Source organism: Marinomonas hwangdonensis, from assembly GCF_003721245.1.
Classification (GTDB): Bacteria; Pseudomonadota; Gammaproteobacteria; order Pseudomonadales; family Marinomonadaceae; genus Marinomonas; species Marinomonas hwangdonensis.
In genome coordinates this window covers 1-13661 of the sequence record NZ_RIZG01000001.1, presented here as the reverse complement: position 1 = coordinate 13661, position 13661 = coordinate 1, and the positions used below count along the sequence as shown (strand labels likewise).

Annotated in this window: 14 protein-coding genes; 6 read left to right on the top strand and 8 right to left on the bottom strand. The window is 42.8% G+C overall.

Translation table 11 applies throughout. The features are described 5' to 3' along the window. Positions 1 to 85 precede the first annotated feature (85 nt). The 5 genes from EBI00_RS00070 (at position 86) to gntR (ending at position 4850) form a co-directional block, all read left to right on the top strand. On the top strand, positions 86 to 1102 hold the full coding sequence (locus tag EBI00_RS00070; RefSeq protein WP_123093883.1) for a TRAP transporter substrate-binding protein: 1017 nt from the start codon (positions 86 to 88) through the stop codon (positions 1100 to 1102). A 50-nt stretch (positions 1103 to 1152) separates the two neighbouring features. Then, positions 1153 to 1758 (top strand): TRAP transporter small permease subunit, encoded by a 606-nt coding sequence (locus EBI00_RS00065; RefSeq protein WP_241556904.1) that lies wholly within the window; start codon positions 1153 to 1155, stop codon positions 1756 to 1758. After that, positions 1751 to 3067 carry a TRAP transporter large permease gene (locus tag EBI00_RS00060; RefSeq protein ID WP_123093881.1) on the top strand — a complete coding sequence of 439 codons (1317 nt, stop codon included), beginning with the start codon at positions 1751 to 1753 and terminating at the stop codon, positions 3065 to 3067. Before EBI00_RS00065 ends, EBI00_RS00060 begins: the two co-directional genes overlap by 8 nt. Before the next feature lie 83 nt (positions 3068 to 3150). Further along, positions 3151 to 3642: a gluconokinase gene (locus EBI00_RS00055; protein WP_123093879.1), complete on the top strand. Its 492-nt coding sequence runs from the start codon at positions 3151 to 3153 to the stop codon at positions 3640 to 3642. A 197-nt stretch (positions 3643 to 3839) separates the two neighbouring features. Then, on the top strand, positions 3840 to 4850 hold the full coding sequence (gntR, locus tag EBI00_RS00050) for a gluconate operon transcriptional repressor GntR (RefSeq protein ID WP_123093877.1): 1011 nt from the start codon (positions 3840 to 3842) through the stop codon (positions 4848 to 4850). 29 nt (positions 4851 to 4879) lie between these two features. Here gntR and EBI00_RS00045 read toward each other — a convergent pair whose 3' ends face one another. Next, positions 4880 to 5773, bottom strand: coding sequence for a LysR family transcriptional regulator (locus EBI00_RS00045; RefSeq protein ID WP_123093875.1), 894 nt, complete (start codon positions 5771 to 5773; stop codon positions 4880 to 4882). A 154-nt stretch (positions 5774 to 5927) separates the two neighbouring features. On the opposite strand from EBI00_RS00045, the gene EBI00_RS00040 reads away from it, so the two are divergent. Continuing rightward, positions 5928 to 6617, top strand: coding sequence for a type 1 glutamine amidotransferase domain-containing protein (locus EBI00_RS00040; protein WP_123093873.1), 690 nt, complete (start codon positions 5928 to 5930; stop codon positions 6615 to 6617). 55 nt (positions 6618 to 6672) lie between these two features. On the opposite strand, the gene EBI00_RS00035 is transcribed toward EBI00_RS00040, so the two are convergent. From EBI00_RS00035 to EBI00_RS00005, 7 genes are all read right to left on the bottom strand, one after another. Then, positions 6673 to 7479 carry an endo alpha-1,4 polygalactosaminidase gene (locus EBI00_RS00035; RefSeq protein WP_123093871.1) on the bottom strand — a complete coding sequence of 269 codons (807 nt, stop codon included), beginning with the start codon at positions 7477 to 7479 and terminating at the stop codon, positions 6673 to 6675. 86 nt (positions 7480 to 7565) lie between these two features. Then, a complete protein-coding gene (locus EBI00_RS00030; protein WP_123093869.1) occupies positions 7566 to 8201 on the bottom strand; it encodes a response regulator transcription factor in 636 nt (211 codons plus the stop codon). A 30-nt stretch (positions 8202 to 8231) separates the two neighbouring features. Next, on the bottom strand, positions 8232 to 9575 hold the full coding sequence (locus EBI00_RS00025) for a cache domain-containing protein (protein WP_123093867.1): 1344 nt from the start codon (positions 9573 to 9575) through the stop codon (positions 8232 to 8234). A 135-nt stretch (positions 9576 to 9710) separates the two neighbouring features. Next, on the bottom strand, positions 9711 to 11000 hold the full coding sequence (locus EBI00_RS00020; protein WP_123093865.1) for a TRAP transporter large permease: 1290 nt from the start codon (positions 10998 to 11000) through the stop codon (positions 9711 to 9713). 33 nt (positions 11001 to 11033) lie between these two features. Next, positions 11034 to 11573 carry a TRAP transporter small permease subunit gene (locus EBI00_RS00015; RefSeq protein WP_174714875.1) on the bottom strand — a complete coding sequence of 180 codons (540 nt, stop codon included), beginning with the start codon at positions 11571 to 11573 and terminating at the stop codon, positions 11034 to 11036. Between the two features lie 54 nt (positions 11574 to 11627). Next, positions 11628 to 12710 carry a TRAP transporter substrate-binding protein gene (locus EBI00_RS00010; protein WP_123093861.1) on the bottom strand — a complete coding sequence of 361 codons (1083 nt, stop codon included), beginning with the start codon at positions 12708 to 12710 and terminating at the stop codon, positions 11628 to 11630. A 165-nt stretch (positions 12711 to 12875) separates the two neighbouring features. Then, on the bottom strand, positions 12876 to 13442 hold the full coding sequence (locus EBI00_RS00005; protein WP_241556903.1) for a GDSL-type esterase/lipase family protein: 567 nt from the start codon (positions 13440 to 13442) through the stop codon (positions 12876 to 12878). Positions 13443 to 13661: the final 219 nt, after the last annotated feature.

Sequence of the window (13661 nt, the reverse complement as noted above, 5' to 3'; positions counted from 1 at the left end):
ACCTAGTTACCGGTAACATACAGCAAAAAACGAAGCACTTTTCTTACGAACGGCTCTCAGAAAAAAAACAATAGGACGCAATATCATGACGAAATTCAGTACGACATTACTCACGGCCACTTTGGCCAGCATTCTCTCTACTTCCGCTATCGCTGCAGACTATAAGTTTAAGTTCCAATCATCTGACCCCGCTGGTGACAAAAACTTTCAGGTACAAAAAGAATGGACCGAGCGCGTTGAAGTCATGACAGGCGGACGAGTTCAAATTAACTTACTTCCCGTTGGCAGTATTTTTAAACATACAGAAACGCTTGATGGCATCAAAATGGGAATTCTAGATGGCCACATTACGGCGACTGAGTTTTTCTCTGGTAAAGATCCCGCCTTTGGTTTGATTGGGAATACGGTTGGCGCATGGTCTAACACGCAGCAACTTTTGCAATACATTAACTACGGTGGTGGTTATGAGCTAATGAATGAGCTGTATGCCCCCTACGGCGTTAAATTTATTGGCGGCTCGACAACCGGTGTTGAATCTTTGGTATCTCGCGTTCCACTTGACAGTGTGGCAGATTTAAAAGGGCTAAAACTTCGTGCACCTGAAGGGCTAGTTCAACGAGTATTCGCTGCAGCGGGTGCCGCTCCAGTAAACTTACCGGGTTCTGAAGTATTCACTGGTCTAAGCAAAGGCGTTATCGATGCGGCTGACTACACAGTTTTTTCGACCAACCAAAAAGCAGGCATGAACGACATTGCAACACATCCTGTTCAGCCTGGTTTCCACTCTTTACCATTGATCGATATTTCAATGAATAAGAAAAAGTGGGACGCTTTACCCGCCGATATTCAAGCTATCCTAACGGTCTCTGTTCGAGACTTTGCAAAAGACATCACAACGCAACTGCACATTGCAGATCAAGCGGCAGTGAAAGCGGCACAGGCAGATCCAAACATTACCATTCATAACTGGTCTGCAGAAGAGCGTAAAAAATTCCGCGCCATTGCTCGTACTCAATGGGAAGAATTTGCCAAAGGATCGGCTAATGCACAAAAAGTGTATGACTCTGTCACCTCTTATTTAGAAGAAAATGGGCTTTTATAAGCCTATCAATTTCCTGCACCACACTTTTTCACACTAGCTAGACGGGCGTCATGCACTTGAATATTGCATTGACGCCTGCTTTTTATTGGACATTGATCATGAAAGAAGACATTCATCCGCAAACCCCAGACAGTTCAGAACAACCCAGAAATACGCTGGATTATTTGATCTTCAGGTTTGGCAATGCCATCAGTCTATTGTTTCTTTTTACCGTTGCCATTTCCTTTTATGAGGTGGTGATGCGCTACGTATTTAACGCACCAACGACTTGGGTACACGAAACCGCTTCCTTTCTGGGTGGTGTCTTGTTTGTTTATGGCGGGATTTATGCCTTGTCTATTAATAAGCATGTTCGTGTGGTGCTTATTTACGACCTGGTCTCTGATACAACCCGTCGTTGGTTAAATGTGTTTCATCACATTATGGGACTTATCTTTTCTGGCTTACTGAGTTGGGCAGCTTATCAGATGGTTCAAGACTCTTGGTTCACGCCATTTGGGGATCTGCGTCTAGAAACATCAGGGTCAGCGTGGGACCCCACTTTTCCCGCATTGGTAAAAGGCATGATTTTTGCGACTTTATGCATCATGTTCGTGCAATTTTTCTTGCACCTAATACAAGAATTAAATGGCTTAAGGAAACGCAAAGATGTTTGATTTATCCGCTATAGGCATTGGTTACGGCAGCCTACTCATGCTTGGCTCTATGATTTTATTATTGCTAACGGGCATGCAACTGGCCTTTGTTACCGCATTAGTGGCCCTTGTTTTTGCCATCGGTTGGTTTGGTGTAGGCGCTTTACCTCTAATTACCAGCCGTTTATATGCCTTTGTTGGCAGCTATGTGTTTCTTGCTGTGCCAATGTTCGTGCTCATGGCCGCCTTGTTAGATAGATCTGGTATCGCAAGAGATCTATTTGATGCCATGAAAGTCTTTGGTCGTAAATTACGTGGCGGTGTGGCTGTACAAACTTTATTAGTCGCGGTTGTTTTAGCGTCTATGTCTGGCGTGATAGGTGGAGAAACCGTCCTTTTGGGTATTTTGGCATTACCGCAAATGTTGCGCCTTGGCTATAACCGTAAATTGGCGATTGGGACAACTTGTGCCGGTGGCGCACTGGGCACCATGTTACCACCTAGTATTGTTTTGATTATCTATGGTTTAACCGCCAGCGTTTCCATTGGCGATTTGTTTAAAGCGGCTTTCTTACCAGCTTTTATTCTAGCGTTTGCCTACATGGCTTATGTGCTGATTTTGTGTCGTATTCACCCAGAATACGCCCCATTGCCTAGTGCAGAAGAACTTGCCGCAGACGAAGACATCAATTATTTCAAAGCGCTACTGTTTCCATTGCTGACCGTGATGATGGTGCTGGGCAGCATATATACAGGGGTCGCATCGGTCACTGAAGCCTCTGCCCTGGGCGTTGTTGGTATCCTGATTAGCGCGGCGATTCGCGGTGAGCTGAATTTTGACATGCTAAAAGACAGCGCCAAAGCCACCATGAGTACCTGCGGTATGATCATCTGGATTGGTATTGGTGCGACGGCACTGGTTGGTGTTTATAACCTCATGGGCGGTATCGATTTCGTTGAAGAAATCATCTTGTCATTAAGTGGTGGCAGCGTTATGGGCACCATCATGATCATGATGGTGATTCTATTAGTATTGGGGATGTTCTTGGATTGGGTGGGCGTTGCGTTATTAACCATGCCAATTTTCGTCCCTATTATTACAGGCCTTGGTTTAGACCCAATCTGGTTTGGGGTGGTTTTCTGTCTCAATATGCAAGTTTCTTTCCTATCACCTCCTTTTGGCCCAGCGGCATTTTATCTTAAATCGGTTGCCCCCAAAGACATCAGCCTCGGTGAAATTTTCAGTTCTTTACTGCCTTTCATTGGAATGCAGGTGGCAGTGCTCGCTCTGGTCATATTTTTCCCTGAGCTGGCCCTGTGGTGGAAATAACCCATTAAGAACATGCCGTTCAATACGACATTTTGAATGACACAGCCTTGCTGGAAACAGCAAGGTGATGAGGAAAGTAGACGATGACAGAAAGAATTGTAGTATTAGGTGTTTCCGGATCAGGGAAATCTTTGATAGGCAAAAAAATTGCCGACAAACTTGGCTATCCATTTTTTGATGGTGACGACTTCCATAGTCAAGCTAATGTAGAAAAAATGCGTCAGGGCACACCATTGACCGATGAAGACCGTGAAGACTGGTTGGCAACGCTCAACGCATTATTGATCGATAATCCAGCGGCGGTTATTGCCTGCTCTGGACTCAAGCCAGAATACAGGACCATCCTTCGCAAAGGATTAGACGATGTCACCATGATCTATCTAAAAGGCGACATTGATACTATTTGGCAACGTCACCAAAAACGTGATGGACATTACTTTAATGGCCGAGACATGCTAGAAAGTCAATTTGCCACCCTGATTGAACCAACGGAGAGTGAAGCATTTACCATAGACATTTCTCAAAATGCGGATGCGGTGTTAAATCAAGCCCTAACTTTGCTGGCACACCCATAGCCACTCGCAAAACAACATAAAGACACTAACACAACAGCAATGCTCGTCATAAATCGCGTTGCTGTTGTGTTAAATAGTGAGCATTCACTTTCTGAAAACCTTTTACTAGCAAGGCTCTTTTATTTACGCTTTTTTATTTCTAGCCATGAATGGCTTATGGTAATGTTACCTGTAACAAATCATGGACTGTGACTGGTATGAAAAGCTCTAACCTAAAAAATAAGCGCCCTACGCTGCAAGATGTGGCAGATTTGGTTGGTGTGACCAAAATGACAGTGAGCCGCTTCTTAAAAAACCCAGATCGCGTTTCACCGCCATTACAACTTAAAATATCCGTCGCCTTAGATAATTTAGGTTATATACCTAACCGAGCTCCCGATATTTTATCTAAATCTAAGAGTCACGCCATTGGTGTACTTTTACCCTCTTTAACCAACCAAGTTTTTGCCGAAGTCATCCGAGGTATTGAAACTGTGTTGGAACCAGCGGGTTATCAAACCATGCTGGCTCACTATGGCTACAGCAAAGAAGCGGAGGAATCTCGTATCGCCACGCTTTTATCGTACGGGGTTGATGGCCTAATCATTTCAGAAAGTTACCATACTGACCGAGTCAGAAAGATGCTGTCTGTTGCAGGCATTCCCGTCATTGAAATCATGGATTCGGTTTCTCCTCCTATTGAACAGGCTATTGGCATAGACAACCAAGCAGCGGCTTACGCAATGACTGAGTTTATGATTCAACGAGGTCGACAAAAAATCGTCTACTTCGCTGCCCGCATGGACCAACGCACCCTGCTAAAAATAAAAGGCTATGAAAATGCCATGCAAGACAACGACTTAACGCCACTTTGTCTGCGTACCAACAGCGCTTCGTCTTTTACGTTAGGAGCGACTTTTTTGAAAGATGCTTTGCAACAGCAACCTGATACAGATGGTATTTTCTGCACCAACGACGATCTGGCTATCGGCGCCCTCTATGCTTGCCAAAAAGCGGGGATCAATGTGCCACAAGACATCAGTATTGCAGGCTTTCACGGCCATGATATTTCTCGTGCTATGGTGCCCTTACTCGCTACCGTCATCACGCCCCGTGAAGAGATGGGGCGTCTTGCTGCCGAACACTTACTATCGCGCTTACAAGGAAATCCTGTATCACAACGTATCATTGATTTGCCTTTCCATTTAGAGGTTGGAGAAAGCATTTAATTGATTGCGTTCAAGTCGACAGATTAAGGTTAAAGATGTGCAAACGAAGCCTTCATAAAATCCAATAGCAGACGCAATTTTTTTGACTCTGCTGCCCCCGGAGGAAAGACCGCATAGACGTCGATTCCTGTGCATTGGTAATCCGGTAAAATTCGTTCAAGCGTGCCTTGACGAATTCTGGGCAGTGCATCGTATAAGGGAATACGACCTATGCCATTTCCGCCTTCGATAAAGATGGTCCTTGCTGCCGCATTATTGGTGCTTACTGCCCCATGGACCGACAAACTGAACGATTTATCCCCTTGGCTAAGATGCACTGTATTCGCTGCTGGTGTATAAACCACCCAATCATGATCATAAAGCTCCTCTGGCTGAGTCGGTCGACCACGACGACGGAAATACTCTGGCGAGCCACACAGGCATGTTTCAAAGGTTCTTAATTTACTGGCTTGTAAACCCGAATCTAGCAAGGGTGCACCACGTATTGCGAGGTCGATTCCCTCTTTAATGATATTAACCACTTCATCGCTCAACGAAACATTTAACTCAATTAACGGGAAAAGTCGTCGGAACTCATTCAGCGCCGGCACAATCACTTGCAACCCTAAATTTACTGGACAAGAGATTTTCAACTTCCCTTCAGGCTCTTGTTTGGCTTTTTCTATTTGTCGATTCGCCTCGTGGGCTTGAAACGCGATGGCTCGACAGCGTTGATAATAGGCCTCTCCCGTTTCGGTAAGAGACAAGGACCGTGTGGTACGATTAAGCAGTTTAACGCCCAGCTGATCTTCTAACTTTTTCAGGTGATAACTCACTACACCACGGGAAATCCCCATGAATTGTGCCGCCGCGGTTAAACTGCCTTGATCTACCACTTGGGCAAAGACCACCATGCTTTTTAACTGCTCAAACGAAACTTCCATAACAACGACTCTTTTTTTACCAAGGTGAATAAACACCATTGTATCAATAATTAAACCAATGAAATCAAAAACCTCCCCATTACGTCCATTAGATAAGTTAGGTAGACTAATCTTAAGTTAATTAACTCTTCATTTGACTATTTAGGAGTCTCTTATGAGCACGAAAAAAATTCTAGTTGTTTTAACATCCCATTCCGATTTGGGTGATTCAGGTCACAAAACAGGCTTTTGGGTTGAAGAATTCGCCGCCCCTTATTACGCCTTTATTGACGCTGGTGCAGAAGTTACCGTCGCCACACCAAAAGGTGGACAAGCCCCTATTGATCCAAACAGTGCAGCACCCGATGCACAAACAGACGCCACACGCCGTTTCTACGACGATCAAGCGGCACAAGATGTGATTACTCACACGCTAAAACTGAGTGATATGAAACAGGATGACTTTGACGCCATTTTCTATCCAGGCGGCCATGGCCCACTTTGGGATTTGACAGACAATTCAGAATCCATTGCCTTAATCGAAAGCTTTATTGCAGCGAATAAGCCGATTTCTTCTGTATGTCATGCGCCAAGTGCTTTCTTAAACATTAGAGACGCTAATGGTGAATACTTTATTAAAGGCAAAACCGTCACCGGCTTCACCAACAGCGAAGAAGCTGCGGTACAGTTGACCGACGTTGTGCCTTTCTTGTTAGAAGATGAAATGAAAAAACGCGGCGCTGATTACAAAAACACCGCCGATTGGACACCCTTTGCGGTTCAGGACGGTTTAATGATCACAGGTCAAAATCCTGCAAGTTCTGAACTGGTCGCGGAAAAACTATTGGCTCAACTGGCTAAATAAAGGCTATCTGCTTACCCGCCTATCTTATAAAACATGATAGGCGGGCAAGCCCTTTTTATCTACACGGCTTATAAAGTGAACCATCCAATTTTTTAGACAATAGGATGCTACTAAACTGTAAGGTTAAAGCATTTTGACACATACTATTTCGCTCTTCTTTATCATCGACATAAATTCTACGATATTCAGCGTTTAAAACAGGTTTCTCATTTTTAATAAATGCCCCATAAGACGAACATTGAGAGTATTCAAAACATTGCTCGTTTAATGCAAAATCAAAATAATCAACTAGCTCCCTTACCTGATCTGCGTTAATGACTAGACCGATTGCCAACCCTCTTTGGTGAGCTTCTTCCGCCATAATATGATTAAAGCGAAGCTGATCGTCTTGTCGGAAATAAAACCCTGTATTCGTTCGATAACTGTCTACCTCACCAAGCGCAACACCTGAACATCCCTTTTCAACCGCTAAATCCAAACGACGTAGCAGTACTTGATGCACCATCGTCGAGCGGATGTCTAACCAGCGCTCATTGTCCCAACCACTCAACGTTTTGCCCATATCCTTTTCGGCAAATTGGTCCGCATCAGGTCGCCAATCCTCATAGGAACCAGCCGAAAAATAACAAATAACCTTCTTATCCGATGCCTGTAAACGTTGAATCAGTTCGGCTGACGAGTCAAACAAATCAATATTATACAAATCCACATCGTGGTTTTCATTCACGGTACCATTAAGTTGCCAATACCAACTCACAGCAACAGGCGGACGATACCAGTCATTTGCAGCATAAAGAGTAAAGGAGATAATAGACGAAAGCAGAAGGCACAGCGTCAGAAGAGAAAAACGAAAAATACGCATAGCAAACTCCATCTGTCTTGTTAGGTGTTAACACCACGACAGGGTTGCCGTTACCGTATACTCTACGCTGTTATAACGAAAAAAACTTACAAATCGATTAACTGGTTGGCCAGTGCGTATTTTATCAACCCCGCAGAGGTGTGAATGTTTAATTTATTCTTGATATTCTGCCGATGCGTTTCAACGGTTCTGACGCTAATATTGAGAGATTGAGCTACTTCTTTGTTGGATAAACCAATCGCCACTTCTTTTAAAACCGCCATCTCTCGCTTAGTCAACGCTTCACATTGATGGCTGACAGTAGAAGCGGAAAACAGCGAATCTGAAGCACCTGAGCTAAAATAGGTGCCGCCTTGATGAACCGTATTAATGGCCTGTACTAACTCGTCTGACGACACATCCTTAAGCACATAGCCATTCGCGCCAGACTGGATTAAAGACAAAATATATTCTTTGTCATTATGCATACTCAGCATGAGAATTTTTACACCGGGCTGTTCTGCCTTGAAACGCTTAGTCGCCTCCAAACCGTTTAATATCGGCATAGATACATCCATGAGCACGAGATCCGGCTTGAGCTCAGCGGATTTATGCAAGGCTTCGAGTCCATTTGAAGCCGTGCCAACAACGTCTATATTGGTCTCTAATTCCAGTCTTGCCTGCAACCCGTCAAGTACTAGCATGTGATCATCGACTAGGAGAGCACGGATTTTTTTTATCATTATCGTTACTCATATTAATTAATTAGCTTATTAAAAGGGTAAAAGCGCGTGAATACTCGTTCCCTTGTTTAACTGAGACTCAAAAGTAAAATCTCCGCCTATTAATTCGATTCTTTCTCGCATATTAATCAGACCAATCCCCGAAGATAAAGCGTCTTTGTGTGAAAAGCCATCACCGTCATCTGAACATTCAAAAACTAGATGTCGATGAGACTGCCACACGTTTAAGCTGATATTCTTTGCATTGGCATGCTTTTCAATATTCATCAAAGATTCTTGAGTCAACCTGTATAGGGTAATTTCGACCTCATCAGGTACATCAGATATCACTTCGAAACGGTAGTGAACATGCAGTTCGGTTCGCTCTCTAAACTGATCAATCAGTGAGTTCAAAGCCGTATCTAGTCCCAAGTCATCTAACAAAGTAGGTCTCAAGTTGTGAGAGATTTGTCGGACTTCGCGAATAGTATGATTAATCAAATCGTCTGCTTTTGCTAACTCTTGTTGGATAACGGCTTTATCGTGGTCCCGTTTTAACTTATTACTAGCCAGTTCAACTCGAAATTTACAACTGACCAATAGTTGATTAATGCCATCATGCAACTCTCGAGAAAAACCACGACGTTCATTTACTTGTAAGCGCATAAAACGCTGAGCTAATGCTTTAAGACGAGAATCCGCTAATTTATGCTCATGCAAGTTAATCGCTAACCCCAGCAAAATCACCAACACTACGGTCACAACCACCACTTCTATAACGGTAAAGAAGCTGCGCTGAATGTTATCATTCATGATGGCTTTTGTTTTGGTTAACTCAGCATAAATATCATCCAGATACAGCCCCGTACCCATCATCCAATCCCAACGTTCAATGATAACAGCGTAACTGAGTTTGTCTTCTTGATTCATCAGTGGAGGCTTTTCCCAGATGTACCTGTGATACCCCCCTCCCGACTGTGCCGCTTTAATCAATCCCTGAATCAAATAATTACCAGACCTGTCTTGAAATTCCCAAAGATTTTTACCGACAAAATCCGGCTGTGTTGGATGGACTAAATTTACCCCAGTCGTCTCATAAGCAAAAAAGTACCCCTCATCCTCATAACTTAGACTCGCCAAGATCTTTTTAACTTGAAACTGCGCCTGCTCATCGTCAAGCTGTGTGTCCTCTAATATAGGACGAATAGCAGATAAGGCAATGTTTACATGGCTCTTTAACGCCTGTTTCTTTGCATTGACAAGATTGTATTCATAAATTGCCAACTCCAGCTCGGCTAAATCACGGGCCGATTGAAACCCTAAATAGGTAATGATGGTTGTTGCGACGATTAGAGGGGCAACGGCAAGTAAAATAATCTTACTTTTTAATCTCATAAAAAACCTATAATTATTAACGGCCAACGAATCTACATTCGACATTGCCTTTATATTGTCTTATAGATAAAAAAAGAGCGAGTAAAGACCCGCTCTTTTTAGTGTCATTGAACCATCATTACTTCGATCTAAATATTAACCCATGCCATAAAACGCTGGAAATATCATGATACTGGCCAACACGAGTACCTGAATAAGTATAAACGGAGTAACACCTTTATAAATATCGGTTGTTCTTACAGAGCTTGGAGCAACCCCCTTGAGATAAAACAGACTAAAACCAAACGGCGGCGTCAAAAACGATGTCTGTAGATTCATCGCAATCAGAATAGCGAACCACACCATGTTAATACCCAAAAGCTCAGCAACTGGCGCGAGTATTGGTACGATTATGAAAGCAATCTCGACGAAATCAATGAAAAAACCTAACACTAGGATGGCGATCATAGCCAATATAATGAAGCCCCATTTTTCTCCTGGCAAATTAAGCAACACTTCCTCTACAATTTCATCACCACCAGTGTAACTAAATACCATCGAGAAAGCTGTTGCACCAAGTAAAATAGCAAATACCATTGCCGTCACTTTAACCGCTTCCAGTCCACTGTCGTAAAGCATCTTCCAACTAAACTGACGATAAATCAGCGCCAATACTATTGCACCAATGCCACCTAAAGCAGATGATTCTGTTGGTGTTGCTATGCCTGTAAAAATAGAACCTAAAACCACTAGCACCAAAGCAAGAGGGGGAATAATAGCTTTTAAAGCTGCGATAATTTGTTGAGTTCGTGTCTCATTGTCTAACTCTTGAGGCATAGCTGGCGCCATCTCAGGCTTCAAAAATGTCAAAATCAGTATGTAAACAATATAACAGCCAATTAAAATGATACCGGGAAAAAAAGCGGCTTGAAAAAGATCACCAACCGGAATACCTAACACATCCCCTAGTATAATTAAGATAATGGACGGTGGGATAATTTGACCCAGTGTACCTGAGGCACAGATTGTTCCACATGCTAGAGACTTGCTGTAGTTATACTTAAGCATGACAGGTAGTGAAATCAACCCCATTGCCACAACACTGGCTCCAACAACGCCAGTAGATGCTGCCAAAAGAGCACCAACAAGAACAGTAGAAATGGCCAAGCCACCGCGTACGCTGCCAAAAAGTTTTCCCATGGCTTCGAGCAATTGCTCAGCTAATCTCGTTTTCTGAAGAACAATACCCATAAAAACAAACAGCGGAACAGCCATCAGAACGGTATTTTCCATATAACTTTGAATACGGAAGGGCATGAAAGCGAACATATCGAAACCTTCAGCAAGCACGCCAAAGATTAAAGCAACACCACCAAAGGTGAAGGCAACAGGGAAGCCCAGTAATAATAAAAACAGGGCAACGAAAAACATGATTATACCAATCATAAATAACCTACAAATCTAAAATGATAACAGGAATTAATGCTGAATCGGTGGATGAGAAAAACCTTCTTCACTTACTCCACGTAACGCATTTATGCAGCGAAGTATCATACCTATGCCGCTAATTGTCATACAGAAAAAGGCGAGAGGTATAACCCCTTTAATAATCCAACGATGTGCCAAACCACCTGGGTCACCGCTGGTTTCACCAAGTGCATAAGACTCGTAAGCAAATCCAACTCCGTAATAACCGACTAGAAGAGTAAAAGGTATTAAAAACACAATACAGCCAAATAAATCCGTCCACGCTTTACCACGTATTGATAGGTTTTCGTAAATAAGGTCAACACGAACATGTCCACCGTGTTGGATGCCATAAGGTATACCCAATAAAAATATGGCTGAATATAAATGCCACTCAAGTTCTTGCATCGCGATAGAAACATTATTAAACGCATAACGCATTAAAACATCGTAAAACACATTGAATAGCAGAGCGATAAACATCAACGTACAGATTACGCCAAGGAAATTTGAAAAACGAGTAATGCCTCGCTCTAGGTGGATTAAAAACATGATTGACTCCTAGAAAAAGCAGGACAAACACATCGGCTTGTCCTGCTTAGAGATTTATTCCGCTAAACTATCAACGCTATCGAGATATGCGCGATCAGAAATATTGGTCCAAACCCGTGCTTTTTTCATATAGGCTGCCTGAGAATCCAAAATTTCTTTTGCCAATGGATCTTTCGCTGCACTTTCATCCAAAAGCTCTTGGTTCGCATTCTTCATAGCGACGAGAATGTCTTGAGGAAAGGTTTTCACTTTAATGTCAGGGTATTCTTGTTGCATTGTCGCCCAGTTCTCTGCACTCTCATGATAAGACTGAATGTACATGTCATAAGAAGCAAGCTTCATTGAGGTGCTAAGAATCTGCTGAAGATCAGCTGGAAGCTTGTCCCAAGCGCGTTTATTCACTAAGAATTGTAACTCTGTAGCAGGCTCATGCCACCCTGTGTAATAGTAAGGTGCAATTTTATGGAAGCCCATGCGTAGATCAAGGGATGGTCCAACCCACTCAAGGGCATCTATTGTGTTACGCTCAAGTGCAGTGTAAAGCTCGCCAGATGCTATGTTCGTCGGATTCGCACCCAGTTTTGCTAGCACTTCGCCAGCGAAGCCTGGAATACGCATTTTCAGACCTTTTAAATCATCTAGAGTATTAATTTCTTTCTTAAACCATCCTCCCATCTGATTTCCTGTGTTACCGCCTGGAAAAGACATCAATCCAAACGGTTCATAGACTTTCTGCATTAGTTCCATACCACCGCCGTGGTAGAACCAACCATATTGCTCAGGGGTAATCATACCAAACGGCATAGTGGTGAAATATAAGGTATTTGGCACCTTGCCTTTCCAATAATAAGAAGCAGAATGTCCCATATCATATTGACCGGAACGAACTAAATCAAAGATACCCAAAGGTGCTTTGTGTTTATTTGCAGAGTCAATGTTAATTTTCAAACGACCAGCAGACATCTCTTCGGCAATACGGGCCATATTTCTTGGCGCATCACCAAAGATTGGGAAGTTAGAAGACCATGTCTCTGCCATTGTTAGTTTATATACTTTTTCAGCAGAAAAAGCAGGTAAGGAAAGCGTGGTTATCACTGCAGTAGCAGCAACAAGTGTCGTCAGTTTCAAGGATTTCATTGTTTTTATCATCCTGTATTTGTGATTGTTTTTTTTATGAGATCTAGCCGTATTGATAATCGCGCAAATGAAAAGTGCAAACAATTCGTACGAATACCGATATGAGACCGGAAAATACGTACCTTACTACGTATTAATACGTAGAAAATTTGCTACGACTAACCACTAGATTAAGCTATCATCGCCTAAAAACATAGCAATCATTGGCTCTAAAGCTTCTGCCATGCGTTGATATTGGCTATCACTAGGATGCAAAAAATCAGGCATAATATTTGAACTTAATTCGCCCTCTCCATCGATGAATAAATGATTTATGTTAAGAAAAAACACGTTTATTTTATCCTCAAATAGACGTATTTTTTGATTTACTTCGTCATTTAGCTTACGCAATCGCTGAGCTAGTTTAGCGCTTCGTGGAAAAATAGCCAAAAGTAACACAATCGTGTTGGGTAATTTCTGCTTCACAACCGACAATATCGATTCTACACCTAAAGCCGTTTCGTCAGCGAAATCCATCCGATGACCTGTATTATTTGTCCCTATTAATAACACCACCAACTTAGGCTGAATATGATCTATTTCACCATTCATCAGACGCCACAGTACATGCTCTGTACGATCACCGTTAAATCCTAAATTTAACGCCTTTCTAGATTGATAATACTGAGCCCAAATACTTGAGCCACCCGCCTCCCATGAATGAGTTATAGAATCGCCTAAAAACCAAATCAACCCGTTTCATTGCATCTTTTTCCAACAACTTGTCTTCGTGTCTCTGCAACCACCAAGTCGAGTCTTGAGCGACTGGCTGTGTGGATAAATACGGTGGAAACTGACTTTGCATTGTCATAATGTTCAGAGGTCGCAGGCACAGCACATTACAATCTTATATAGAAACTCTACAGAGGGTAGTCGATCCACGCAGATGTCCTGAGATCTCTGGTACGGCAC

What these genes read in the sequence shown, in the direction of transcription:
- EBI00_RS00070 (WP_123093883.1), top strand. Translation starts at nt 86, where the DNA reads ATGACGAAATTCAGTACGACATTACTCACGGCCACTTTGGCCAGCATT.
- EBI00_RS00060 (WP_123093881.1), top strand. Translation starts at nt 1,751, where the DNA reads ATGTTTGATTTATCCGCTATAGGCATTGGTTACGGCAGCCTACTCATG.
- EBI00_RS00030 (WP_123093869.1), bottom strand. Translation starts at nt 8,201, where the DNA reads ATGATAAAAAAAATCCGTGCTCTCCTAGTCGATGATCACATGCTAGTA.
- EBI00_RS00040 (WP_123093873.1), top strand. Translation starts at nt 5,928, where the DNA reads ATGAGCACGAAAAAAATTCTAGTTGTTTTAACATCCCATTCCGATTTG.
- EBI00_RS00035 (WP_123093871.1), bottom strand. Translation starts at nt 7,479, where the DNA reads ATGCGTATTTTTCGTTTTTCTCTTCTGACGCTGTGCCTTCTGCTTTCG.
- EBI00_RS00010 (WP_123093861.1), bottom strand. Translation starts at nt 12,710, where the DNA reads ATGAAATCCTTGAAACTGACGACACTTGTTGCTGCTACTGCAGTGATA.
- EBI00_RS00065 (WP_241556904.1), top strand. Translation starts at nt 1,153, where the DNA reads ATGCACTTGAATATTGCATTGACGCCTGCTTTTTATTGGACATTGATC.
- EBI00_RS00020 (WP_123093865.1), bottom strand. Translation starts at nt 11,000, where the DNA reads ATGATTGGTATAATCATGTTTTTCGTTGCCCTGTTTTTATTATTACTG.
- EBI00_RS00025 (WP_123093867.1), bottom strand. Translation starts at nt 9,575, where the DNA reads ATGAGATTAAAAAGTAAGATTATTTTACTTGCCGTTGCCCCTCTAATC.
- gntR (WP_123093877.1), top strand. Translation starts at nt 3,840, where the DNA reads ATGAAAAGCTCTAACCTAAAAAATAAGCGCCCTACGCTGCAAGATGTG.
- EBI00_RS00015 (WP_174714875.1), bottom strand. Translation starts at nt 11,573, where the DNA reads ATGTTTTTAATCCACCTAGAGCGAGGCATTACTCGTTTTTCAAATTTC.
- EBI00_RS00055 (WP_123093879.1), top strand. Translation starts at nt 3,151, where the DNA reads ATGACAGAAAGAATTGTAGTATTAGGTGTTTCCGGATCAGGGAAATCT.
- EBI00_RS00045 (WP_123093875.1), bottom strand. Translation starts at nt 5,773, where the DNA reads ATGGAAGTTTCGTTTGAGCAGTTAAAAAGCATGGTGGTCTTTGCCCAA.